General features: G+C 69.1%; 25 protein-coding genes. 19 read left to right on the top strand and 6 right to left on the bottom strand.

Going from position 1 to position 21,854, the window contains the following annotated elements; all coding sequences use genetic code 11:
* Positions 1-3: 3 nt before the first annotated feature.
* The 17 genes from HFL01S_RS06630 (at position 4) to HFL01S_RS25890 (ending at position 15,628) form a co-directional block, all read left to right on the top strand.
* Positions 4-1,170: an alpha/beta hydrolase family protein gene (locus HFL01S_RS06630; protein WP_066256395.1), complete on the top strand. Its 1,167-nt coding sequence runs from the start codon at positions 4-6 to the stop codon at positions 1,168-1,170.
* Positions 1,171-1,193: 23 nt separating this feature from the next.
* Positions 1,194-2,123: a VOC family protein gene (locus HFL01S_RS06625; RefSeq protein ID WP_066256391.1), complete on the top strand. Its 930-nt coding sequence runs from the start codon at positions 1,194-1,196 to the stop codon at positions 2,121-2,123.
* A gap of 20 nt (positions 2,124-2,143) precedes the next feature.
* Positions 2,144-2,494: a Rieske (2Fe-2S) protein gene (locus tag HFL01S_RS06620; protein ID WP_066256387.1), complete on the top strand. Its 351-nt coding sequence runs from the start codon at positions 2,144-2,146 to the stop codon at positions 2,492-2,494.
* On the top strand, positions 2,491-3,621 hold the full coding sequence (locus HFL01S_RS06615; protein ID WP_066256384.1) for an FAD-dependent oxidoreductase: 1,131 nt from the start codon (positions 2,491-2,493) through the stop codon (positions 3,619-3,621). Before HFL01S_RS06620 ends, HFL01S_RS06615 begins: the two co-directional genes overlap by 4 nt.
* Before the next feature lie 12 nt (positions 3,622-3,633).
* Positions 3,634-4,791, top strand: a complete 1,158-nt coding sequence (locus HFL01S_RS06610; protein ID WP_066256379.1) for an MFS transporter — start codon at positions 3,634-3,636, stop codon at positions 4,789-4,791.
* A complete protein-coding gene (locus tag HFL01S_RS06605; RefSeq protein ID WP_066256375.1) occupies positions 4,788-5,582 on the top strand; it encodes a cyclase family protein in 795 nt (264 codons plus the stop codon). Before HFL01S_RS06610 ends, HFL01S_RS06605 begins: the two co-directional genes overlap by 4 nt.
* Positions 5,579-7,243, top strand: a complete 1,665-nt coding sequence (locus HFL01S_RS06600) for a methyl-accepting chemotaxis protein (protein ID WP_084383127.1) — start codon at positions 5,579-5,581, stop codon at positions 7,241-7,243. Before HFL01S_RS06605 ends, HFL01S_RS06600 begins: the two co-directional genes overlap by 4 nt.
* Positions 7,240-7,410, top strand: coding sequence for a hypothetical protein (locus tag HFL01S_RS25010; RefSeq protein WP_157538780.1), 171 nt, complete (start codon positions 7,240-7,242; stop codon positions 7,408-7,410). Before HFL01S_RS06600 ends, HFL01S_RS25010 begins: the two co-directional genes overlap by 4 nt.
* 93 nt (positions 7,411-7,503) lie before the next feature.
* A complete protein-coding gene (locus HFL01S_RS06595) occupies positions 7,504-8,076 on the top strand; it encodes a cupin domain-containing protein (RefSeq protein ID WP_066256370.1) in 573 nt (190 codons plus the stop codon).
* Positions 8,077-8,095: 19 nt separating this feature from the next.
* Positions 8,096-9,064: a fumarylacetoacetate hydrolase family protein gene (locus HFL01S_RS06590; protein WP_066256368.1), complete on the top strand. Its 969-nt coding sequence runs from the start codon at positions 8,096-8,098 to the stop codon at positions 9,062-9,064.
* A gap of 13 nt (positions 9,065-9,077) precedes the next feature.
* A complete protein-coding gene (locus tag HFL01S_RS06585) occupies positions 9,078-10,037 on the top strand; it encodes an NAD-dependent epimerase/dehydratase family protein (protein WP_066256365.1) in 960 nt (319 codons plus the stop codon).
* A gap of 10 nt (positions 10,038-10,047) precedes the next feature.
* The gene (locus HFL01S_RS06580; RefSeq protein ID WP_066256362.1) at positions 10,048-10,950 is read left to right on the top strand and encodes a LysR family transcriptional regulator; all 903 of its coding nucleotides are present in this window, start codon (positions 10,048-10,050) and stop codon (positions 10,948-10,950) included.
* Positions 10,951-11,059: 109 nt separating this feature from the next.
* Positions 11,060-12,079 (top strand): ornithine cyclodeaminase family protein, encoded by a 1,020-nt coding sequence (locus HFL01S_RS06575; protein WP_084383126.1) that lies wholly within the window; start codon positions 11,060-11,062, stop codon positions 12,077-12,079.
* Positions 12,080-12,105: 26 nt separating this feature from the next.
* Entirely contained in the window at positions 12,106-13,125 is a 1,020-nt protein-coding gene (locus HFL01S_RS06570; protein WP_066256359.1) for a dihydrodipicolinate synthase family protein, read from the top strand.
* A gap of 14 nt (positions 13,126-13,139) precedes the next feature.
* Positions 13,140-14,609 carry an NAD-dependent succinate-semialdehyde dehydrogenase gene (locus tag HFL01S_RS06565; protein ID WP_066256358.1) on the top strand — a complete coding sequence of 490 codons (1,470 nt, stop codon included), beginning with the start codon at positions 13,140-13,142 and terminating at the stop codon, positions 14,607-14,609.
* Positions 14,610-14,647: 38 nt separating this feature from the next.
* Positions 14,648-15,463 carry a Bug family tripartite tricarboxylate transporter substrate binding protein gene (locus tag HFL01S_RS06560; protein WP_066256355.1) on the top strand — a complete coding sequence of 272 codons (816 nt, stop codon included), beginning with the start codon at positions 14,648-14,650 and terminating at the stop codon, positions 15,461-15,463.
* 42 nt (positions 15,464-15,505) lie between these two features.
* The gene (locus tag HFL01S_RS25890; RefSeq protein ID WP_281179898.1) at positions 15,506-15,628 is read left to right on the top strand and encodes a hypothetical protein; all 123 of its coding nucleotides are present in this window, start codon (positions 15,506-15,508) and stop codon (positions 15,626-15,628) included.
* A 19-nt stretch (positions 15,629-15,647) separates the two neighbouring features.
* On the opposite strand, the gene HFL01S_RS06555 is transcribed toward HFL01S_RS25890, so the two are convergent.
* On the bottom strand, positions 15,648-16,151 hold the full coding sequence (locus HFL01S_RS06555; RefSeq protein ID WP_066256590.1) for a low molecular weight protein-tyrosine-phosphatase: 504 nt from the start codon (positions 16,149-16,151) through the stop codon (positions 15,648-15,650).
* A gap of 142 nt (positions 16,152-16,293) precedes the next feature.
* On the opposite strand from HFL01S_RS06555, the gene HFL01S_RS06550 reads away from it, so the two are divergent.
* On the top strand, positions 16,294-17,163 hold the full coding sequence (locus HFL01S_RS06550; RefSeq protein WP_066256353.1) for a hypothetical protein: 870 nt from the start codon (positions 16,294-16,296) through the stop codon (positions 17,161-17,163).
* A gap of 88 nt (positions 17,164-17,251) precedes the next feature.
* On the opposite strand, the gene gloA2 is transcribed toward HFL01S_RS06550, so the two are convergent.
* The 5 genes from gloA2 to HFL01S_RS06525 all read right to left on the bottom strand — a co-directional run bounded on the left by gloA2 (position 17,252) and on the right by HFL01S_RS06525 (position 20,025).
* Positions 17,252-17,635: an SMU1112c/YaeR family gloxylase I-like metalloprotein gene (gene gloA2 / locus HFL01S_RS06545; RefSeq protein WP_066256587.1), complete on the bottom strand. Its 384-nt coding sequence runs from the start codon at positions 17,633-17,635 to the stop codon at positions 17,252-17,254.
* 39 nt (positions 17,636-17,674) lie between these two features.
* Complete coding sequence (locus tag HFL01S_RS06540) at positions 17,675-17,974, bottom strand: DUF705 domain-containing protein (RefSeq protein WP_066256350.1); 300 nt, start codon at positions 17,972-17,974, stop codon at positions 17,675-17,677.
* 7 nt (positions 17,975-17,981) lie between these two features.
* Positions 17,982-18,419 carry a riboflavin biosynthesis intermediates N-glycosidase gene (gene ybiA, locus HFL01S_RS06535; RefSeq protein ID WP_218008602.1) on the bottom strand — a complete coding sequence of 146 codons (438 nt, stop codon included), beginning with the start codon at positions 18,417-18,419 and terminating at the stop codon, positions 17,982-17,984.
* Between the two features lie 90 nt (positions 18,420-18,509).
* Positions 18,510-19,067, bottom strand: coding sequence for an Imm42 family immunity protein (locus HFL01S_RS06530; RefSeq protein ID WP_500778578.1), 558 nt, complete (start codon positions 19,065-19,067; stop codon positions 18,510-18,512).
* A 31-nt stretch (positions 19,068-19,098) separates the two neighbouring features.
* Complete coding sequence (locus HFL01S_RS06525) at positions 19,099-20,025, bottom strand: LysR family transcriptional regulator (RefSeq protein ID WP_066256340.1); 927 nt, start codon at positions 20,023-20,025, stop codon at positions 19,099-19,101.
* Between the two features lie 128 nt (positions 20,026-20,153).
* Between HFL01S_RS06525 and HFL01S_RS06520 the strand changes: the two genes are divergently transcribed.
* On the top strand, positions 20,154-21,827 hold the full coding sequence (locus HFL01S_RS06520; protein ID WP_157538779.1) for a GMC family oxidoreductase: 1,674 nt from the start codon (positions 20,154-20,156) through the stop codon (positions 21,825-21,827).
* The last annotated feature ends 27 nt before the right edge of the window (positions 21,828-21,854 follow it).

The raw sequence follows: 21,854 nt of genomic DNA, 5'->3' as shown, positions 1-21,854 counted from the left end.
CCCATGTACAAATACTTCCCCACCAACTACGTCTGGAACCTCTCGGTCAATCTCGCCATCGAGATGGGCGCGCGCATGGGCGAGATCGAGCAGATGTGCGCCCCTTTGCTGGAGGCCGCCAAGGCGCCCGACGCCGCCGGCACTGTCGCCTTCCGCGAGACCTGGGTGAGCATGGCCGACCGGCTGTGCGAACTGGCGGCCGAAGACGAGGCCAAAGGCCGCCTGCTGTCGGCCGGCGAAAAGTACCGCCGCGCGTCGGGCTACCTGATCACCGCCGAGCGCCTGCAGGCGCACGACGCGCCGGGCCGCCTGGCGATCTACCAGCGCTCGCTGGCGCTGTTCCTCCAGGGCTCGCGCCTCGTGGGCGACCGCGTGCAGCGCGTGGAGATTCCCTACGAGGGCAAGCACCTCGCAGGCCTGTACTACCCCGCCGATGGCCTCAAGCCCGGCGAGCGCGCACCGCTGTGCGTGCAGCTCAATGGCCTGGACTCGATCAAGGAGATGAAGATGCTCGTGGGCCTGCCGGCCTGGCTCGCGAAGCGCGGCGTGTCCTCGCTGGTGCTCGACCAGCCCGGCACCGGCGAGGCGCTGCGCCTGCAGGGCCTGACCGCGCGCTACGACACCGAACACTGGGCCAGCCGCGTGGTCGACTGGCTGGAGCAGCACCCCGAGGTGGACCCCAAGCGCATCGGCTGCGAAGGCGTGTCGCTGGGCGGCTACTACTGTCCGCGCAGCGTGGCCATGGAGCCGCGCTTTGCCTGCGGGGTGGCCTGGGGCGCCAACCACGACTGGCGCGACGTGCAGAAGCGCCGGCTGGAAAAGGAAGGCGACTTCCCGGTGCCGCACTACTGGGCCCACGTGTGCTGGGTCTGGGGCGCCAAGGACATCGACGACTTCATGCGCATCGCCGAAAACGTGCATCTGGACGGCGTGGTCGAGAAGATCAAGGTGCCGTTCCTGGTGACGCACGGCGAAAAGGATTCGCAGATCCCGCTCAAGTGGGCGCACCGCACCTACGAGCAGCTGGTCAACAGCCCCAAGCGCGAACTCAAGATCTTCACCGACCGCGAAGGCGGTGTGCAGCACGCCAGTTTTGACAACAGCATCAACGCCGGCCACTACATCGCCGACTGGATCGCCGAAACCCTGGGTGGCCGCACGGCCGCCTGAACCATCACACACAAGGGACACATATGAACATCATCGGACTCGACGCCCTGGTCTTTGGCGTGGACGACCTCGCCGCCTGCCGCCAGTACCTGATCGACTACGGCCTGCGTGACGTGGGCGGCGACCGCTTCGAAGCGCTCGACGGCACCGCCGTCGTGCTGCGCGCGAAGGACGACGCCACGCTGCCGCCCGGCCTGGGCACCGCCAGCATGCTGCGCGAAACCGTCTACGGCGTGGCCGACGCCGCCACGCTGGAAGCGATTGCCGCGGAGCTGTCCAAGGACCGCACGGTGACGCACGATGGCGGCGTGGTGCGCGCGCAGGACGACCTGGGTTTTGCGCTGGCCTTCCAGGTCAGCGTGCGCCGCCCGCTGGACCTGCCCGCCGAAGCCGTGAACGCGCCGGGCGCGCCGGTCCAGCGGCCGGCGAACACGGTCGCCGTGGACCAGAACGCGCCGGCCCTGCCGCGCTCGCTCTCGCACGTCGTGTACTTCGTGCCCGACACCGAAAAGGCCGAGGCCTTCTACCGGCGGCTGGGTTTTGTCTGCACCGACCGCTTCACCGGCGTCGGCCCCTTCCTGCGGCCCGGAGGCACGCAGGAGCACCACAGCCTCTTCATGATCGAGACGCCGCCCTTCATGAAAGGCTGCGAGCACTTCACCTTCCACATGGGCGGCCCCACCGAGCTGATGCTGGCGGGCACGCGCTTTGTGGAGAAGGGCTACCAGAGCTTCTGGGGCCCGGGGCGCCACAAGTTCGGCAGCAACTGGTTCTGGTACTTCAACTCGCCGCTGGGCTGCCACGTCGAGTACGACGCCGACATGGACCAGCACGACGAGCACTGGTCGCCCCGCGAGGTGCCGATCAGCGCCGACGCCTCGCAGCTGTTCCTGTTCCAGAACCGCGAGAAGTGGGCGCCCTCCGGCCCGCCGCCCGGCGCCGCCGCACACTGAAGCACCCAAGGCCACCGACCATGAGGCTGTGCCACATCGACCAGCTGCCCGACGGCGCGTCCCGGGGCTTTGACCCGCACCAGGTGGGGCAGGACACGGTGCTCGTGGTGCGCCAGGGGGAGAGGCTGTTCGCCTACCGCGACGCCTGCCCGCACCACGACACGCCCATGGCCTGGCGCAAGGACGCCTACCTCGACGGCACGGGCCGGCACATCGTCTGTGCGGCCCATGGCGCACAGTTCGACATCGCCACCGGCCTGTGCACGCTCGGGCCGTGCCTGGGCGAATCGCTCACGCCCGTCACTTTGCAGATCCACAACAACGGCGAGGTCCACCTCGCTACCAACAACACCTTGGAGACACCCACATGACCCGCTCCGCATCCCGCATCCTCATCATCGGCGGAGGCTTCTCCGGCATGTCGGCCGCCATCGAACTGCGCAAACAGGGCGCCAAAGTCGACCTGGTCGAGATCGATCCCGGCTGGCGCAGCTACGGCGCCGGCATCAGCCTGGGCGGCGCCACCCTGCGCGCCCTTCGCAGCCTGGGCGTGCTGGACGCCTTCCTGGAGCACGGCAGCGCCGCCGACGGCGTGGACATCTGCCTGCCCCATGGCCCCAAGGTGGCCGAGCTGCCCACGCCGCGCATCGCGGGGCCCGACATTCCGGGCGGCGGCGCCATCATGCGACCGGTGCTGGCCCGCATCCTGGCCGAGGCCACCCGGGCCAGCGGCACGAATGTGCGCCTGGGCTGCACCTTCACCGCCATCGAGCAGGACGCCGAGGGTGTGGAGGTGGCGTTCACCGATGGCAGCCGCCAGCGCTACGACCTGGTCATCGGCGCCGACGGCCTGTATTCCCAGGTGCGCGAGGCGGTGTTCCCGCAGGCGCCCAAGCCCCAGTACAGCGGCCAGGCCGTCTGGCGCGCGGTGTTGCCGCGTCCACCCGAAATCGAAACCTGTGTCATGTGGATGGGGCCGCGCATCAAGCCCGGCGTGAACCCGGTCTCGAAGACCGAGATGTACCTGTTCGTCACCGAGCCGCGCCCCGACAACGAGCATGTCGACCCCGCCACCTTCGCAGACCACCTGCGCGGCCTGCTGGCCGACTTCACGGCGCCCGCGCTGCAGGCCATCCGCGACCAGATCGGTCCTGATTCGCGAATCATCTACCGCCCGCTCGAAGGCCTGCTGATGCCGCGCCCCTGGTTCAACGGGCGCGTGGTGCTGATTGGCGACACGGTGCACGCCACCACGCCGCACCTGGCCTCGGGCGCCTGCATCGGCATCGAGGACGCGCTGGTGCTGGCCGAGGAGCTGGCACGAGCGACCGCGGTGGACCAGGCCCTGGCGGCGTTCGAAAGCCGGCGCTGGGAGCGCTGCCGCATGGTGGTGCAGAACTCGGCCCGCCTGGGCGAGATCGAGGTCGCCGGCGGCGACAAGGAAGAGCACGGTCGCATCATGCGCGACACGCTCATGGCCCTGGCCCAACCCATCTGACCCGGAGATGCCATGAACACACGCTCCACCAGCACCTTCGGCCATGTGGCCCTCATCGTCGCGCACTGCGCCGGCATGGTCGACCTCGTCGCGCTGCCGGTCTGGGTTGGCACGCTGATCCAGCACTACCAGCTCGACCCGCAGCAGGCCGGCGGCCTGGTCACGCTGTTCCTGGTCGGCGCCGTGCTCTCCAGCGTCTTCCTGGCCTCGCGCTTCCAGCGCGTCAAGGGGCGCTGGGTGGCCGCGGGCGGCTACGCCATCGCCGCCACCTGCTTCGGCGTGCTGTCGCAGCCGCTGGACTACACCACCATGGCGGTGCTGCACGCGGCTGGGGGTCTGGCCGCGGGTGCGGCGCTGAGCGCCACGCACGGCACCACCGCCCGCAGCGCCAACCCGCACCTGAAGTTCGCCATGGTGGGCGTGGGCCTGGGCGTGTTCGCAGTGCTGTTCCTGGGCACCTCGCCCAAGGCCATCGCCGCGGCAGGCGGCTACCTGCTGTTTGCCATCTTCGGTGCGGTGATGCTGCTGGCGGCCCTGGTCTGCGCCATCGGCTTCCCCGAGCCCGAGCGCGCCGCGGAAGATCGCCAGGGAGTGCCGGTGGCCGCCATTCCGCGTGCCGTGTGGTTCGGCATCCTGGGCATCAGCGCCATGGCCCTGGTGCAGTCCATGACCTTCAGCTTCCTGGAGCGCGTCGGCAACGACCGCGGCTTCAGCCTGAACGCCATCACAGGCGTGCTGGTGGTGCTGGGTTTTGTCAACCTGCTGCCGGCGGCGCTCGCGGCCTTCTTCGAGAAGCGCTGGAGCGCGCGCCGCGTGCTGCTGGCCGGCCCGGTGGTCCAGGCCCTGCTGGCGGCCACCATCATGATGGCGCCCGGCTTCTACGCGTACGCCGCCGCGGCCTCGGTGTTCGCCGCGGTGATGATCTTCACCCACACCTTCGCCTTCGGCCTCATGGCCCGGCTGGAACCCAGTGGCCGCGCCATGGCCGCCACACCCGCCATGCTGATGGTGGGTGCGGCCATCGGCCCGGTGCTGGGGGGCACCCTTGTCAAGACCGCCGGCTACGGCAGTCTGGGTCTGGCGGCGCTGCTCATCGGCAGCCTGGCCGTCTTGTGCATGTCCCGCCTGCCGGGGCATGCACCTTCTTCTCTCGCACAGGAGCCGGCATGAAACCGCAGCGCCGCTTCGTCGACCTCTCCATCTACCTGGAGAACGACGTGCTCTCCGACCCGCCGCCCCTGGCGCCCAAGATCACCTACCAGAAGCACCAGGACACGCTGCACGAGTTCATGGCGATGATCCCGGGCACCCAGCCCGAGGACTACCCCGACGGTGAGGCCGCGGCCGCCGAATGGGTGACGCTGACCACGCACAACGGCACCCACCTGGACGCGCCCTGGCACTTCCACTCCACGCAAGACGCCAAGAACGGCGGCAGCCGGCCCAGCATCACCATCGACCAGGTGCCGCTGGAGTGGTGCTTCCAGCCCGGTGTGAAGCTGGACTTCCGCCACTTCCCTGATGGCTACGTGGCCACCGCCGCCGATGTCGAGGCCGAGCTCGCGCGCATTGGCCACACGCTGGAGCCGCTGGACATCGTGGTGGTCAACACCCGCGCCGGTTCGCGTTACGGCCACCCGGACTTTCTGGGGGCCGGCTGCGGCATGGGCTACGAGGCCACGATGTACCTGCTCGAACGCGGCGTGCGCCTGACCGGCACCGACGCCTGGAGCTGGGACGCACCGTTTTCGTACACCGCGAAGAAGGTCGCCGAGACCGGCAACAAGGCCCTGATCTGGGAAGGCCACAAGGCCGGCCGCGACATCGGCTACTGCCACCTGGAAAAACTGCACAACCTCGAAGCCATCCCGGCCACGGGCTTCACCATCAGCTGCTTCCCGCACAAGATCCGAGGTGCGTCGGCCGGCTGGACGCGTGCGGTCGCCATTTTCGAATCATGAAGCTGGGTGGCTCGAAAGTGCCTTGGCACAAACGTCCGATGGGTGTGCGCCAGCGCTTGTGGCTGGGTGTCGGTTCGTTGGTCGCGCTGCTGCTGGTGCTGGCTTGCGGAGGCGTGTGGCAACTGCGAGAAATGGGCGATCAGCTGAACACCATCGTGCAAGGCCACGGCCAGCGCAGCGATCTCGCACATCGGCTGCATTCCGCGCAGTTGAAATGGATGGAGCGGCTGCGGGCCATGCTGGTGCTCAGCGATGCCGAAGACCTGAGAATTCTTGTGGCTGAGTTGAAAGAGGCTGAGGACCAGTATCTTGCCGCCGAGTCCGCGCTTGCTGCCGCTTTGGTCGACGCCGATGAGGCGGCAGGTATGAGTGACGCGCTGGCGGAAGTGCGTCAGCTGCGCGAATCGATCACACCGGTATACCGGTCTGCGATGAACAGTATGCAGGGTGGCGCAGGGGGGGAGGGGGCGCTGGCGCTGATGCTGCCGGCTGAAACGTCCGAGGCCCGGTGGCGTGGGCTGATCGACACACTGGTGGACAGCGCCAGCCAGGCCACCCGTGCCGAGTTTGAACGGGCCATGCAGCGCCAGCGCCTGGCGACACTCGGGCTTGCTGGCGTCGGCGCATTGGCCATCGCAGCGGCGCTGTTGATGGCCATAGGACTGGTGCGTGGCATCACGCGGCCGATTGCATCGGCCGTCGGCGTGGCTGAGTCCATCGCCGAAGGCCGGCTCGATACACCGGTCGACACCGGGCGCCTCGACGAGTTCGGCCGTCTGGCCAGCGCAATGGCGACGATGCAGGACCGCCTGCGCATGACCGTGCGTGCCATGGCGGGCTCGGCCGATGGAGTGCTGGCTGCCAGCGCCGAGATCGGGGCTGGCAGCCAGCATTTGTCTGACCGAACCGAACAGGCCGCTGCGCATCTGGCCGAGACAGCTTCAGCCGCGCGCGGTCTGCGCTCGACCTTGGCTGCGGGAGTGGACGCCGCGCGTGAGGCCGCCGCCCTTGCGGGTGGCGCGCAAAGCGATGCCCAACTGGGCCACGCTGCGGTGGCACGTCTGAAGACGCAGATGCAGTCCATCGAGGTTGCTGCGCGACGCATCACGCAGATTGTCGAAGTCATCGATGGCATTGCCTTTCAGACCAACTTGCTGGCGCTCAATGCCTCGGTCGAGGCTGCGCGTGCGGGCGAGCATGGCCGCCGCTTCGCTGTCGTGGCGGACGAGGTTCGCGAACTGGCCAAGCGCGCGGCGGGGGCCGCAGGTCAGATCAGGGGTTTGAGTGCCGAGGCGTCCGAGCGTGTGGGCCAGGGCGCGGCCAGCGTGGTTGATGTGAATGACAGCGTGGACCGCCTGGTCGAGATCTCCCGCGGCGTGGCACAAACGGTGGAGAGCGTCGCCACCAAAACGGCCCAGCAGAGCGAGGTGCTGGCCCGCGTTGACGGCGCCATACAGCAGTTGGACGGCAGTACACAGGAGAACGCGGCACTGGCCGAGCAGCTGACGGCGGCCGCTACTTCGTTGCAACAGCGGGCCGCTGAGCTGCAGGGCGTGATCGCCGGTTTTCAGATCGGAGCGCAGGAGCAGGAAGCCCTGATCGTCGACGAGGCGGAAGAAACGCCTGGGCCTCTCCCCGGCCGAACCGGGCTGGCGGCATGAACGGTGTTCATGCACTTCGGGTGCTGCTGCACCTCAACCCGCTGGGCGTGGCCCGCTACGGCACCCTTGCACAGCCCGACGCACTGGGTGATTCCGGTCGTGAGAGGGTGTTGTTCGGTCTGACGCGCATCGCAAGCCCCTACCCTTCATCCGGATTGCCTCTCTAGATGCTGCCGGACGCTTCCGGCGCTGACCGCCGCGCCGGAGTGATGCGTCTGTCGAATTTGTCCGCCCACGACCCTATTCCAAAGGAGTTCCTCATGTCTTTTCCCCCCATCCACCGCGTCGTCACCGGTCACAGCGCCGACGGCAAGGCCGTCGTCGCCAGCAACGGCCCGCTGCCCACCGTGGTTGAGATCGCCGCCATCCCGGGCACGCTGTTCCACGAGGTCTGGAGCACCGCCGCCACCCCGGCCCCGGTGGACAACGGCGCCGACCCGACGCTCGGCCCGCTGATGCTGCCGCCGCCCAAGAACGGCACGCGCATGCGCTTCGTCGACATCCCGCCCGACACGGCCGAGTTCCTGTCGCAGGGCGCCGGGAAGATGAAGGGCGCCTTTGCCCAGATCGGCGACGAGAAGGCCTCGACCGTCAAGGCCGATTCGCCGCACCCGCTGATGCACCGCACCGAGAGCGTGGACTACGGCGTCGTCATCGAAGGCGAGATGACCCTGGTGCTCGACGAGGGCGAGGTGCAGCTCAAGCCCGGCAGCGTGGTCGTGCAGCGCGGCACCAACCACGCCTGGGCCAACCGCTCGGGCCAACCCTGCCGCATGCTGTTCGTGCTGATCGACGGCGTCTACGACCCGGCCATCGCCCAGTCCCTGGCCTGATGGCATTGAAGGACCTCCCATGAAATTCGCTTCCCTGCGCGACGGCCGCCTGCTGCTCGTCTCCCGTGACCAGACCCGCGCGGTGCACGCCGCCCCCGTGGCCAGCAGCCTGCTCGACGCCCTGCAGCGCTGGGACGCCGTGGTGCTGCCGCTGACCGGTCTGTACGAATCGCTCAACGCCGGTACCGCCGCTGGCGCGTTTGATTTCGACCCAGGCGCCTGCACGGCGCCCTTGCCCCGCAGCCCGCAGTGGCTCGACGGCTCGGCCTTCCTGAACCACGGCCGCCTGATGGAGCAGGCCTTCAACTCGCCGCCCATCCCGCTGTTCGACAGCGTGCCGGTGATGTACCAGGGCGCGAGCGACGACTTCCTGGGCCCGCACGACGACGTCCCGCTGCCCAGCGAGGCCGACGGCATCGACTTCGAGGGCGAGTTCGGTGTGGTCACCGGGCCGGTGCCGATGGGCGTGTCGCCGGAGGCGGCGCTGGCCTGCGTGCGCCTGGTGGTGCAGATCAACGACTGGAGCCTGCGCGCGCTGGGTCCGCACGAGATGAAGACCGGCTTCGGCTTCCTGCAGGCCAAGCCCTCCACCGCCTTCGCGCCCGTGGCGGTCACGCCCGACGAGCTGGGCGATGCCTGGCGCGACGGGCGGGTGCAGATGCGGCTGCAGGTGCAGTGGAACGGCGAGCGCTTTGGCGAGCCACACGGCGGCGAGATGAACTTCCACTTCGGCCAGCTGGTGGCACACGCCGCCCGCACGCGTCGGCTGACCGCGGGCTGCATCGTCGGTTCGGGCACGGTGAGCAACGTGGCGCGCGCCGCGGGCTCGGCCTGCATCGCCGAACGCCGCGTGATCGAGAAGATCGACCAGGGCGAGATCCGCACCGGCTTCATGAAGTTCGGCGACCGCGTGCGCATGCAGGCGCTGTTCGAGGACGGCCGGCCCGGCCCCTTCGGCGTCATCGACCAGCGCGTGGTGTCGGTGTGACAGAGGTCTTCTCATGCATGTGCTGATCACCGGTGCGGCGGGTTTTCTGGGGCGGGCGCTGGCGCAGCGCCTGGTGCCCGGCAGCCTGCTGGGCGGCCGGACCGTCGCTCGGCTCACGCTGCTGGACCTGGCGCTCGACGGCACTGCGCCGGCGGGCGTGCGGCACTGCGAAGGCGACATGGGCGACGCGGACTGGCTGCGCGGCGCGCTGGAGAAGGAGCCGCCCATCGATGCGCTGTTCCACCTCGCCAGCATTCCTGGCGGCACCGCCGAACAGGACTACCCGCTGTCCCGCCGCGTGAACCTCGACGCCACGCAGACCCTGCTGGAGCACGGCCGGCAGCAGGTGACCGCGGGCCACGCCGCGCCGGTGTTCGTGTTCGCCAGCTCCATCGCGGTGTTCGGCCACATGCCGGCGCTGGTGGACGACGACACGCCCACCCACCCGCAGATGACCTATGGCACCCAGAAGCGCGTCGGCGAGCTGTGGGTCGAAGACTTCAGCCGGCGCGGCTGGATCGATGGCCGGGCGGTGCGCATCCCGGGCGTGCTGGCCCGCCCGCCCGCGCGCACCGGCCAGCTCTCGGCCTTCCTCAGCGACCTCATCCGCGAACTGGCGGCGGGCCGCGCCTTCACCTGCCCCACCGCGCCCGGCGCCACCACCTGGGCGTCCTCGCTGCCCTGCGTGGTCCGCCAGCTGCTGCACGCGGCCACCTTCGACGTGGCCGCCAGCGGAGGACATCGCGTGCTGACGCTGCCCACCCTGCGCTTTGCCATGGACGATCTGGCGCGCGCGGTCGGGCGGGTGTACGGCACGCCCGCCGCCGACCTGGTGCGCTGGGCACCCGACGAGCGCATCGAGACCCTGTTCGGGCGCTTCCCACCGCTGGTCACACCCCATGCCGAGGCCGCGGGTTTCCGGGCGGACGCGGACCTGGAGACCCTGGTGCGGCAGGCGTTGCCGCTGGACTGAAGGAGGGCGGTTGCAGACCATCCTGGACGCCAAGTGGCACCTGTTCGCGAAGGTCGCGGAACTGGGCCGCCTCTCGCGCGCCTCGGCGGCGCTGGACCTGCCGCAGTCGGTGGTCAGCCGGCACATCGCGCAGCTGGAGACCGAGTCCGGCAGCCGGCTGTTCCGCAGGACCGGGCGCGGCGTGGTGCTCACCGAGCTGGGCGAGCGCATCTACCCCCGCGTCAAGGCGCTGATCCGCGAGGCTGAGCAGCTCGCCGACGACATCCGCACCAGCCGGGGCGTCCCCATGGGCGAGGTCCGCCTCGGCCTGTTGCCCTCGACCGTGGCGCTTCTGGCCGGCCCGCTGTTTGCCGAGGCCCGCCAGCGCTTTCCCGAGGTGCAGCTGCACATCACCGAAGGGTCCAGCGCGCAGCTGGAGGAGTGGCTCAACGAAGGCCGCCTGGACCTCGCGCTGCTGCTGCGGGAGGACAACACCGCGCGAGCGGACGAGCCGGTGCTGACCACGCTGCCGCTGCTGCTGATCGTGCCTCAGGGCCACGGGCTCGCGGGGCGCCAGTCCATCGCTTTCAGGGACGTGCTGGCGCTGCCGCTGGTGCTGCCCTCTCACCCCCACCCACTGCGCGCGCGGCTGGAGACCCTGGCGCGCCAGCACGGCGCTGCGCTGACCGTCGCCGCGGAAGCCGATTCCATCCACCTCCAGCACGAGATCGTGGCGCACGGCGGCGGCCTGGCCATCACCGCCGGCCGGCTCAGCGCGAACGAGCGCCAGCGGCTGGCCACCCTGCTCATCGTCGACCCTGTGCTGCCGCGCGCGGTGGTGCTGGGCACCACGCTGCACCGGCCCTCCACCCAGGCCCTGCGCGAGGTGTCGCGGTTGGTGCAGGAGATGGCGCCGGCTGTGCTGACGCCGTAAGGCCCGGGCCTGCAGCCGTCCGGATTCCGGATAGCTGCTTTCGCGTCCGCAGGCTCGCTCAGAGGAGCCTCCATCCCTAGCATGCGTCTCCATTCACAGGAGACATGCCTTGGGAACCACCCACCCCGACGCGGCCCTCGCGGTGCCGCCGACCCTCTTCCTTTCCGACGCCGACGTGGCCGGCCTGACCGACTGGCCCTCGGCCATCCATGCGCTGCGCCAGGCCTACGCCGCCAGCGTGCACCCGGCCATGGTGCCGCCGCGCTCCATGGCCCGCGGCGACGGCCTGTGGCTGCGCGCGCTGACCGCCGTGTCGCCCTCGGGCGGGCACCTGGGCTGCAAGCTGATCTCGGCGTCGACGACGCACCGCCGGGCCAGTTACCTCATTTCGCTCTTCGACCAGACCACGATGGGCCTGAGCGCCCTGATCGACGGCAACCGGATCACGGGCATCCGCACCGCCGCCACGGCCGCAGTCACCGTCGACCAGGCCGCGCCCCGGCGGCCGCTGCGCGTGGCCGTCATCGGCTCGGGCTTTGAGGCCCGCGGTCTGCTGCTGGCGCTGGCCTCCATCCGTGCTCTGGCGGGCGCCAGGGTCTTCAGTCCCACGCCCGCCAGCCGCGAGCGCTTTACCGCCGACCTGCGCAGCCAGGCGTCTCTGGATGTGGTACCCGTCGCTTGCGCGCAAGACGCGGTGCACGGCGCCGACGTGGTGCTGTGCGCCGCGCGCAGCCGCGACGAATCGCCCGTGCTGCGGGGCGAGTGGCTGGAGCCCGGCATGACCGTGGTGTCCGTCGGCTCCACCCTGCCCGAGCAGCGGGAGGTGGACGAACAGGTGCTGGCACGCGCCAGCCTCATCGTCGCCGACATGGTCGATGAGGTCGCGCACGACACCGGCGACCTGCTGGCCGCCAGCCGGGCCGGCATCGATGTGTCTTCGCGGCTGGTCTCGCTCGGCGACTTCGTCTCGGGAAAGGCCGCTCGCCAGAGCGCCGCCGACATCGTGGTCTACAAGTCGGTCGGCTCGGCCCTGCAGGACGTGGTCACCGCCGAGATGCTGCTGGCCCGCGCCCGCGCACAGGGTGTCGGCACACCGCTCGCCCACAGCATCGTCCCGGTCTCCAAGTAACCCCCTTCGCCTCCACAAGGAACACCATGGCTTCGTACCAACGCAAAGACGCCCGCGCCTGGGCCCGTGAACATCTGGTGGGCTGCTCCGCCGTCACCATCCCGTCCTACTCGGCCGACCTCAGCCGGCTCAACGAACGCGGCATCCGCCACGACATCGGGCTGGCCAAGAAGCTGGGCTACACCTACACCCTGCTGTGTTCGGAAGTGGCGATCACGCCGGAAGAGAACGCGCAGTTCACGGCCTGGGCCCGGGAGACCGGTGGCCCGGACTTCGGCCTGTTCTTCCACGCGGCCTTCGGCACGCTGGCCGAGAACATCCGCGCGGTGAAGCTGGCCGAACAGGCCGGCGCCGACATCGTGCTGCTGTCCTACCCGCCCCAGTTCTGGCCCACCACCGAACAGGAGATCCACGACTACACCAAGCAGTTCTGCGACGCGACCGACCTGGCCGTGATGCTGTTTCCGATTCCGCTGTGGGGCTTCGAGCGCGTGGACCCGGCGGGCATCTCCGTGTCGCTGGTGCGCCGCCTGCTCAAGGACTGTCCCAACATCGTGGCCATCAAGTCGGAGCAGGGCTTCCCGCTGCCGGCCGGCATCTGTGAGATGTACCACCACTTCCGCGACGAGGTGGTGATCAGCTGCCCCATCGAGGGCGACGCGATTCCGCTGATGAGCCTGATGAAGCTGCAGTTCTCGGGCACCAGCAACACGCAGTGGATGAGCGACTACTACCCCCGGGCCTTCGAGCTGGCCCGCCAGGGCGAGTGGGAAGCGGCCATGGCGCTGTACTGGAAGGTCAACCCCGCGCGCAGTGCCAACGGCGCGGCCGCGGCCTCGTACGCCGGCGGCACCGGGGTGTTGAACCGGACCATGTGGAAGTACCAGGACTGGCTGACCGGCTTCAACGGCGGTCCCCTTCGCGCGCCGGCCATGCGCATCCCCGACCGCTTCATGAAGCCGCTGCGGCAGGGCCTGGTGGCGTCCGGCCTGCCCGTGACCGACGACCCCGACAGCCAGTTCATGGTCGGCCGCTTTCCCTGCTGAACCGGGGGCAGAACATGAAGACATTGCTCAAAGACGCCGGCCTGTGGCGCGAAGCCGCGCTGATCGACGGCCAATGGATCACCGACACGCCGCACGGGGCCTCGGATCTCTTCAATCCGGCGGATGGCGCGCTGCTCGCTCGGCTTCCGCGCTGCAAGGAAGCCGAAACCACGCGCGCCGTGGAAGCCGCGGACCGGGCCTGGCGCAGCTGGCGCAAGACCACGGCCAAACACCGTTCCCAAATCCTGTACCGCTGGTGGCAGCTGATCGTCGAACACAAGGACGACCTGGCCACGCTGATCACGCTGGAGGAGGGCAAGCCCCTGGCCGAAGCCGGCGGCGAGATCGACTACGCCGCCGGTTTCGTGCAGTGGTTCGCCGAAGAAGCCAAGCGCGTGCGCGGCGATGTGGTCCCCGCCCCCAAGGAGACCCAGCGCATCGTCACGCTCAAGCAGCCCGTGGGCGTGTGCGCGGCCATCACGCCCTGGAACTTCCCGGCGGCGATGATCGCCCGCAAGGCCGGTCCGGCGCTCGCCGCGGGCTGCACCATGGTGGTCAAGCCCGCCAGCCAGACGCCGCTGACCGCGCTGGCCCTGGGCGAACTCGCCCTGCGCGCGGGCGTGCCCGGCGGCGTGTTCAACGTGCTCACCGGCAGCGACACGCGCGCCATCGGCGGTGTGCTGACCTCGCATCCCCTGGTGCGCAAGATCACTTTCACGGGGTCCACGGAAGTGGGGCGTGTGTTGCTGCAGCAGTCGGCCGCCACCATCAAGAAATGTTCGATGGAACTGGGCGGCAACGCACCCTGCATCGTGTTCGACGACGCCGACCTGGACCTGGCCGTCGAGGGCATCCTGGTGGCCAAGTTCCGCAACACCGGCCAGTCCTGCATCGCGGCCAACCGCGTGATGGTGCAGGACGGCGTGCACGACGCACTGGCCCGGCGCCTGGCCGCGCGGGTGGCGGGCCTGAAGGTCGGCCACGGGCTGGAGGAGGGGGTGCAGATCGGTCCGATGATCGACGCGGCCGCCGTGCGCAAGGTCGAGGCGCACGTGGCCGACGCCGTCGCCGCGGGTGCGCGCGTGCTCACCGGCGGGCGGCGCCACGTCCTGGGCGGCGGCTTCTACGAACCCACGGTGCTGGCCGACGTGAGGCCCCACATGGCCGTGGCCATCGAGGAGACCTTTGGCCCCGTGATGCCGCTGATCCGCTTCGGCACCGACGACGAGGCGATCGCCATGGCCAACGACACCGAGTTCGGCCTGGCGTCCTACCTCTTCAGCCGGGACGCCGCGCGCATCTGGCGCACGGCCGAGGCCATCGAGTCCGGCATGGTGGGCATCAACACCGGCCTGATCTCCACCGAAGTCGCGCCCTTCGGCGGCGTCAAGCAGAGCGGGCTGGGCCGCGAAGGCTCCCAGTACGGCATCGACGAGTTTCTTGAAATCAAGTACCTCTGCTGGGACGGCATCGGCCCCGTTTGACCGGCACGCGCATCCACCAATCCAACAAGGAGACTTCCATGACCCACACGTCCCGGCGCGACCTGCTGAAAACACTCGCCAGCGCGGCCGCGCTGGTTGCAACGGCTTCGGCCTCTGCGCAATCCGGCACCGGCCCCGCCATCATCAAGGTGGTCGTGCCCTTCGTGGCCGGTGGCATCACCGACCAGGTGGCACGCGGCATTCTGGACCGCGTGTCGAAATCGCTGGCGCAGACCATGGTCATCGAGAACCGGCCGGGTGCTGGCTCGCGCATCGGCTCGGAAGCCGTCATGCGCGCCGACCCCGACGGCACGACCCTGCTGTTCACCAACCCCAGCTATTCCATCCTCCCGGTCACGGACCCGGCGGTGAAGTACGACCCGGCGAAGGCGCTGGCGCCGGTGGCCCTGGCGGGCACGTACGGCCTGCCCGTGGTGGTGAGCGCCCGCCTGCCCGTCAACACCCTGGGCGAGTTCATCGCCCACGCCCGGAAGAACCCCGGGCAGCTGAGCTACGGCAGCGCGGGCAGGGGCAGCGGCGCCCACTTTGCCGGCGAGTTCTTCCAGCGGCTGACGGGCACGGAGATGGTCCATGTGCCGTACAAGTCCACCTCTGCCGCGCTCATCGATGTGGCCGGCGGGGTGATGGACCTGACCTTCGACGCCACCGCCAAGGCCTACGCCGACGCGGGCAAGGTGAAGATCGTTGCGGTCACGGGCAGCCACCGCGACCCGCGCCTGCCCAACGTCCCCACGGCGGCGGAAGGCGGCCTCCAGGACTTCGTTCTGGGTTCGTGGCTGGGCCTGTTCGCCCCGGTCGGCACGCCGGCCCCGGTGATGGACCGGCTCAACTAGGCGGTGCTGGCGGCGCTGGCCGACCCCGCGCTGGTCCGGCAGATGGCGGACCTGGGCATCACGCCCGCCAGCGGTGCGCCCTCGGCCCTGGCCGCCGCGGTCCGGCAGGACATGGTGCTCTACCGGCGGATCGCCACCGAGGCCCGGCTGACGTTCAAGGAATAGGCGGAATACGGCCGGCGGGTCAGGGCGCCAGGCCCAGCTGGCGGCGCACATGCGCCAGCAGCCCCTCGCTGCCGTCCTCCACCAGGTCGAGCACGTGCTCGAAGCCGTCCGGCCCCCCCTGGTAGGGGTCGGGCACGATGGGGCTGTCGTGCCGTTCGCAGAACTCGGCGAAGCGGCGCAGCTTGCGGGCGTGCTTCGGCGGGCACAGCCGCTCGGCCGCCACCTGGTTCTCCCAGTCCATCACCAGCACCAGGTCGAAAGCCTCGAAATCGTCCGCCGTGAGCTGGCGCGCGCGCTGGTTCGAGAGGTCGTAGCCGCGCCGCTGGGCGTGTGCCTGGCTGCGTTGGTCGGGCGGGGCGCCCACGTGGTAGTTGTGCGTGCCGGCCGAATCGACCTCGACACGCTCGGTCAGGCCGGCTTCGCGCACCTTGGCCTCGAACACGCCGTGGGCGGTGGGGCTGCGGCAGATATTGCCCATGCAGACGAACAGGATGCGGTAGAGGGAAGGGGTCAAAGCGGTCATGGCCTGCATTTGAACCGCAAACGCGTGACTTTTCCGGGTATTCAACCCCCGGGGCTCGGGGCTATGCTGTCCACTGGGCTTGGCTCGCCGCTGCGGTGTGCCGGCTTGGGCTTTCTCTTTTCTTTCTGACACCGGGACCGACATGGCCAGCGATCTGGACACGGTGCGCGTGCTGCGCGCCCTCTTCAACGACCTGCCGCGCGCGCCGCAAGGCCTGTCGCACGAGGCGACGATGGACTGGATCCGTCGCACCATGACCGACTACCCCGGCGGCGACCTGGCCTACACGCTGGAACACATCACCCGCAACTCGCTGCTGGACATCGTGCTGCGCCTGCGCGAGGACGGTTACCTCAAGGACGACGCCGCCTTCGACCAGGCGGTCGAGCAGCTGTCCAAACCCGAAGGCCGCAAGACCTTCATGGACTGGATCATCAACGCGCAGAAAAGTGTAGACGCCACCGCGCGCCTGCTCAACCGCGCCAAGCGCGCCTGGAGCGAACCCGAGCCGCTGTGCGTGGCCGACCCGGTGGCGGTCAACCGCTTCATCGACAACCGCCCGACCGGGCCGGGCGCCATGTTCACCGAGTTCTCGATGCGCGACGACGCGCGCGAGGTGGGCGTGTTCGACACCGAGCCGGACGCCATCCATGAGTTCGACTGGGGTTTCATCGCCGAGGAGCCCGGCGCCTGGAACATCTACGTGGCCGAGATCTGGCGCAAGGGGACGGTGGGTCACTTCGACCGCATGCTCGGCGCCTGGCGCCTGGAAACCACCCACGCCCTGCCCGAAGGCCAGCTGCGCGCACCCCACGTGCCGCTGGGCCTGACCGAGGACATCGGCATCACCCGCTTCTGCGCCTTCACCCTGCACGCCAAGACCAACCCGGCCGACCCAGCGGTGCGCCGCTGGGTCGGCGAGGTGTTCCTCACCCACATGCTGCCGGTGATGGCGGCGCGCGCGCTGGACGAGAACTACGACTTTCCGGCCAGAGTCATGGAGCTGAACTAGGCCCCCACGCTCCGCCGCTGCGCGGGTCGCTGCCCCCCGAGGGGGCGCGAATCCAGCTTGGGGCGGCCCGGCGCTGGATTCTTGGGCCTCACGCCTCGTACAGCTCCAGCGGCAAGCCGTCCGGATCGCTGAAGAACGTGAAGCGTCGGCCGGTGTATTCGTCCACCCGCACGGGCTCCACCGTCACGCCCAGCGACTCCAGCCGCGCCTTGCAGGCCGGCACATCGTCGACCACAAACGCCAGATGCCGCAGGCCCTGCGCTTCGGGGTAGGACGGGCGCGGCGGCGCGCCGGGGAAAGAAAACAGCTCCACCTGCGACCCGTCGGGCAGACCCAGGTCCAGCTTCCACGAATTGCGCGCTTCGCGGAAGTGCTCGGCGATCACCGTCAGGCCCAGGACCTCGGTGTAGAAGCGCCTGGAGCGCTGATAGTCGGAGCAGATGATGGCGGCGTGGTGGATGCGGGTGAGCATGGGCGTGAACAAGAGAGGATGCGCGGGTGAAAGCCTGGTTCAGGCCTCGCTTGCCTGCATTGGATAGAAGTGGCGGCAGCCGCGCCACTCCTGAACAGGCTGATCATCGATGTACGCGGTTGGCTTCGGGAGGAATCCGGTGAAGCAGTCCGAGAGACCCAGTTCCTGTGCAGTCTCCCGGCAATAGTCGCTTCCGCCCGAGCTCCACAGAAACAAGGTAGCGCCCTCTGCATGCAGCCGGCGCACCTGGGCGACAACCGATGGCATGGGAATCCGTTTGGTTCCGACGGATCTGACCAGAGTTTCGTCGACATCGATGAACACGACTTGCTGCTTCATGGGGGGCTCAGTTGGGGTTTTGAACGGCCAGTTCCTGGCGCAGTCGCTCCAGCAAGTGACCGAGCCGATTCTGCCCGGAGCCATCCTGACCGGCGCCCCAGAAGTGATCGAATGGCGAGGCCTCAACCAAGGGCCGACCCATCGTGCCCAGCAAGAGTGCTTGCAGCTCCGGCCGCTGGAATTTGAGGCGCAGCGCCTGGTACATCACGTCTTCGCGAACCGCCTCCCAGTCGGCGCGAATCGGAATGGCACGGCTCTGCCCCAGTGCTCGCGCGTTTCTTGGGCTGGACGCGCGCCGGATCCGTTCCCGGTGCTCAGGGGCGAGGAACTTCTGCGCTTGAAAGAAGTGCTCCATCGTTGGCCAGTAGACGCCGGCGCATTCGAATCCGAACGGAGCGAAGTTGGACAGTTCGTAGAAGGGGTCGTTCTTTGTGTAGAAGTACACGGGCTCTATCGTCATTCGTTCACCCTCGACCGTCAGCGGGCAGCGTGGCGTATCCGTCGGTAGGTTGTTGGAGACACTGGAGTGGGGGCTTCAGGCCACTGGATGGCCGAGGCGAGCGGCCTCGCCTTCGAACCACTGGAGAAAGGCGCGAATGGAGGCGGACACCGGAAACATCGAGGCGCGCAGAACGATGCCCTTGGGCGGAGGAAGGGACAGATTCAGGATGCGGACCTGCTGCTCGGGGGTACACACGATGAAAGATTTGCCGTCCCGATCGAACTGTTCGCCCCAGTTGGTAAGGAAGTTGAATCGGCCATAGGTCTGCGCATCCTGGATGAGCTGCTCCATCGTGCGGTTGTCTTCGATGGCGACATCTCCTTGATAGCCGTAGAGCTTTTCGTCCAGCAGATTCCAAAGGTCTCGGTCGGGCAAGTCGGCAAACTCTGCGCGCCACAGCGAATGGAGATTCGCCAGAAGTGACCGGAAGCTGTCATAGCTGTCGTACAAGCCGCAATGCTCTTCGGCAAAGTCGCCGATGCGGACATCCTCACACCAGATGCACAAGCGGCCCCACATCGCCGATGGTGCTTGCAGGTGTGGCTCCACCATGGCTTCTATTGCAAAGGTGCTTCGGTCTCCGAATAGCATGCTCAGATGGGGTGTTGTGCTGAACTGATTGTCACCCCCACACCGCATCCAGCGCCCCCAGCGCCGCCGCAATCACCGGCTCGCCCGCCCGCTCGGCCAGGCAGATGAAGCTCAGGTCGCATTCCAGCGCCACCTGATCCGCCACCACCAGCCCGTGCGCCTGCGCCTCGCGCATGGCTATCGCATCGCGCACCAGTGACAGGCCGACACCGCTCTTGACCAGGTCGAGCATCGACGCCTCCTGATCCACCAGCGCCACGCGCCTGGGCTCCAGTCCGGTCAGGGAGCCGGGGCCGAACACGCGGCGTTGCAGCCGGTGGTGCGCGCTGGCCGGGGGCGTGGCGAGCCAGGGCAGGGCGGCGAGGGCCTTCCAGTCTTTGCCTTTGACCTGCGGCCCCCAGCCGGCGGGCGCGAGTACGCGGTAGGTGAAGCGGGTAAGGGCGCGCAGCCGGTAGGGCGGGCCGAGCGGGTCGGCCGGCAGGTCGAGGAAGAAGCCGACGTCGAGTTCGCCGCGCGCGATGCGCGCCAGCACGTCGCCGCTCATGCTCTGGCCCAGTTCGGTGTGGACCTGCGGCGCGCTTTCCACCAGCTGCTTGAGGAAGGCGCCCAGGCGGGTGAACTCGGGGTCGAGGATGGTGCCGATGCGCAGCGTGCCGCGCACCGTCTGGTGCAGCGCGGCGGCGGCCTGGCCGAAGTCGGACAGGGCCGCCAGCGCGCGGTCGGCCAGCGGCAGCAGGGCGGCGCCGTCGCGCGTGAGCGCCATGCCCTGCGGCGTGCGGGTGAAGAGCTGCAGGCCGGTGGCTTCGGCCAGGGTCTTGAGCTGCAGGCTGACCGCCGGCTGGCTCAGGTGCAGGCGCAGCGCGGCGCGCGAGACATTCCCTTCGCGCGCCACGGCGACGAAGGCGCGCAGGGTCTGCGGGTCGGTGGCGGGCAGGCGGGCGGGGCGGGGGCTATTCATTATTTGGCGAGCTTATACCTGGGCTTGCCACTTTTCATTGGAAATCCATGTGCCAATCGGGCAAAGTGCTCGGCATTCAGCGGGTCGCATCATGAGCCCGGCCAATGAACAACGAGGAGACCTTGCGCATGAGCGACGCCACCACCTTTGACTATGTGATCGTCGGCGCGGGCACGGCCGGTTGCCTGCTGGCCAACCGGCTCAGTGCGGACCCATCGAAACGCGTGCTGCTGATCGAAGCCGGGCGCAAGGACGATTACCACTGGATCCACATCCCCGTCGGCTACCTCTATTGCATCGGCAACCCGCGCACCGACTGGCTCTACCAGACCGAGGCCGACCCGGGTCTGAACGGGCGCAAGCTGCGTTACCCGCGCGGCAAGACGCTGGGCGGGTGTTCGAGCATCAACGGGATGATCTACATGCGCGGCCAGGCGCGCGACTACGACCAGTGGGCGCAGCTGACCGGCGACAGCGACTGGAGCTGGAACCGCTGCCTGCCGGACTTCAAGGCGCACGAAGACCACCACCGGCTCGACCGCTACACCGAAGGCCAGGGCGACGCGGCCTTCGCCGCCCTGCACGGGCACCGAAGCGTGGCCAGCACCGGCGAGTGGCGCATCGAGAAACAGCGCCTGCGCTGGGACGTGCTGGACGCTTTCGCGCAGGCGGCGCAGCAGGCCGGCATCCCGGCCACGGACGACTTCAACCGCGGCGACAACGAGGGTGTGGGCTATTTCGAGGTGAACCAGAAAGCCGGCTGGCGCTGGAACGCGAGCAAGGCTTTTCTGCGCCCGGTGCAGCACCGGCCCAACCTCACGGTGTGGACGCAGACCCAGGTGGAGCGCCTGCGGCTGGAGCGGGACGCGGCGGGCGCGCTGCGCTGCACCGGCGCCGATCTGGTGACGCACGGCCAGCGCGTGCGCGTGGCCGCTGCGCGCGAGGTGGTGCTCAGCGCCGGCAGCATCGGCTCGGTGCAGATCCTGCAGCTCTCGGGCATCGGCCCGGCGCCGGTGCTGCAGGCCGCGGGCGTGGCGCCGGTGCACCAGCTGCCCGGCGTGGGCGAAAACCTGCAGGACCACCTGCAGATCCGCTCGGTCTACAAAGTGCAGGGCGCGAAGACCCTCAACACCCTGGCCAACTCGCTCTGGGGCAAGGCCATGATCGGGCTCGAATACGCGCTCAAGCGCAGCGGGCCGATGAGCATGTCGCCCAGCCAGCTCGGCGCCTTCACCAGGAGCGACCCGTCGTTGCCGTACGCCAACCTCGAATACCACGTGCAGCCGCTGAGCCTGGACGCCTTCGGCGAGCCGCTGCACGCCTTCCCGGCGTTCACCGCCAGCGTCTGCAACCTCAACCCCAGCAGCCGCGGCCACGTGCGCATCAAGAGCCCGCGTTTCGAGGACGCGCCGGCCATCGCGCCCAACTACCTGGCCACAGAGGACGACCGCAAGGTGGCGGCCGACAGCCTGCGCGTGACGCGCCGCATCGTGGCCCAGCCGGCGATGGCGAAGTACCAGCCCGAGGAGTTCAAGCCCGGCGTGCAGTACCAGAGCGACGAGGAGCTGGCCCGCCTGGCCGGCGACATCGCCAGCACCATCTTCCACCCCGTGGGCACGACCAAGATGGGGCGTGAGGACGACCCGCTGGCGGTGGTGGACAGCCATCTGCGCGTGCGCGGCGTGGCCGGGCTGCGCGTGGTGGACGCGGGCGTGATGCCGACCATCACCAGCGGCAACACCAACAGCCCGACGCTGATGGTTGCGGAGAAGGCCGCACGCTGGATCGTCGCCGGAAGGTAAAGATCCGGACACAGGCCCGCGGGTGCC

It is taken from the genome of Hydrogenophaga flava NBRC 102514 (genome assembly GCF_001571145.1).
In the GTDB taxonomy this organism is placed as follows: Bacteria; Pseudomonadota; Gammaproteobacteria; order Burkholderiales; family Burkholderiaceae_C; genus Hydrogenophaga; species Hydrogenophaga flava.
This window is presented reverse-complemented; position numbering and strand designations above follow the sequence as displayed.

Excerpts from the sequence above, each read along its gene's own strand:
- HFL01S_RS25890 (WP_281179898.1), top strand. The coding sequence starts at position 15,506 with ATGGCGGACCTGGGCATCACGCCCGCCAGCGGTGCGCCCTCGGCCCTG.
- HFL01S_RS06630 (WP_066256395.1), top strand. The coding sequence starts at position 4 with ATGTACAAATACTTCCCCACCAACTACGTCTGGAACCTCTCGGTCAAT.
- gloA2 (WP_066256587.1), bottom strand. The coding sequence starts at position 17,635 with ATGCTCACCCGCATCCACCACGCCGCCATCATCTGCTCCGACTATCAG.
- HFL01S_RS06605 (WP_066256375.1), top strand. The coding sequence starts at position 4,788 with ATGAAACCGCAGCGCCGCTTCGTCGACCTCTCCATCTACCTGGAGAAC.
- HFL01S_RS06610 (WP_066256379.1), top strand. The coding sequence starts at position 3,634 with ATGAACACACGCTCCACCAGCACCTTCGGCCATGTGGCCCTCATCGTC.
- HFL01S_RS06570 (WP_066256359.1), top strand. The coding sequence starts at position 12,106 with ATGGCTTCGTACCAACGCAAAGACGCCCGCGCCTGGGCCCGTGAACAT.
- HFL01S_RS06555 (WP_066256590.1), bottom strand. The coding sequence starts at position 16,151 with ATGACCGCTTTGACCCCTTCCCTCTACCGCATCCTGTTCGTCTGCATG.
- HFL01S_RS06595 (WP_066256370.1), top strand. The coding sequence starts at position 7,504 with ATGTCTTTTCCCCCCATCCACCGCGTCGTCACCGGTCACAGCGCCGAC.
- HFL01S_RS06540 (WP_066256350.1), bottom strand. The coding sequence starts at position 17,974 with ATGAAGCAGCAAGTCGTGTTCATCGATGTCGACGAAACTCTGGTCAGA.
- HFL01S_RS06620 (WP_066256387.1), top strand. The coding sequence starts at position 2,144 with ATGAGGCTGTGCCACATCGACCAGCTGCCCGACGGCGCGTCCCGGGGC.
- HFL01S_RS06565 (WP_066256358.1), top strand. The coding sequence starts at position 13,140 with ATGAAGACATTGCTCAAAGACGCCGGCCTGTGGCGCGAAGCCGCGCTG.
- HFL01S_RS06520 (WP_157538779.1), top strand. The coding sequence starts at position 20,154 with ATGAGCGACGCCACCACCTTTGACTATGTGATCGTCGGCGCGGGCACG.
- HFL01S_RS06590 (WP_066256368.1), top strand. The coding sequence starts at position 8,096 with ATGAAATTCGCTTCCCTGCGCGACGGCCGCCTGCTGCTCGTCTCCCGT.
- HFL01S_RS06530 (WP_500778578.1), bottom strand. The coding sequence starts at position 19,067 with ATGCTATTCGGAGACCGAAGCACCTTTGCAATAGAAGCCATGGTGGAG.
- HFL01S_RS06625 (WP_066256391.1), top strand. The coding sequence starts at position 1,194 with ATGAACATCATCGGACTCGACGCCCTGGTCTTTGGCGTGGACGACCTC.
- HFL01S_RS06525 (WP_066256340.1), bottom strand. The coding sequence starts at position 20,025 with ATGAATAGCCCCCGCCCCGCCCGCCTGCCCGCCACCGACCCGCAGACC.
- HFL01S_RS06560 (WP_066256355.1), top strand. The coding sequence starts at position 14,648 with ATGACCCACACGTCCCGGCGCGACCTGCTGAAAACACTCGCCAGCGCG.
- HFL01S_RS06615 (WP_066256384.1), top strand. The coding sequence starts at position 2,491 with ATGACCCGCTCCGCATCCCGCATCCTCATCATCGGCGGAGGCTTCTCC.
- HFL01S_RS06550 (WP_066256353.1), top strand. The coding sequence starts at position 16,294 with ATGGCCAGCGATCTGGACACGGTGCGCGTGCTGCGCGCCCTCTTCAAC.
- HFL01S_RS06585 (WP_066256365.1), top strand. The coding sequence starts at position 9,078 with ATGCATGTGCTGATCACCGGTGCGGCGGGTTTTCTGGGGCGGGCGCTG.
- HFL01S_RS06600 (WP_084383127.1), top strand. The coding sequence starts at position 5,579 with ATGAAGCTGGGTGGCTCGAAAGTGCCTTGGCACAAACGTCCGATGGGT.
- HFL01S_RS25010 (WP_157538780.1), top strand. The coding sequence starts at position 7,240 with ATGAACGGTGTTCATGCACTTCGGGTGCTGCTGCACCTCAACCCGCTG.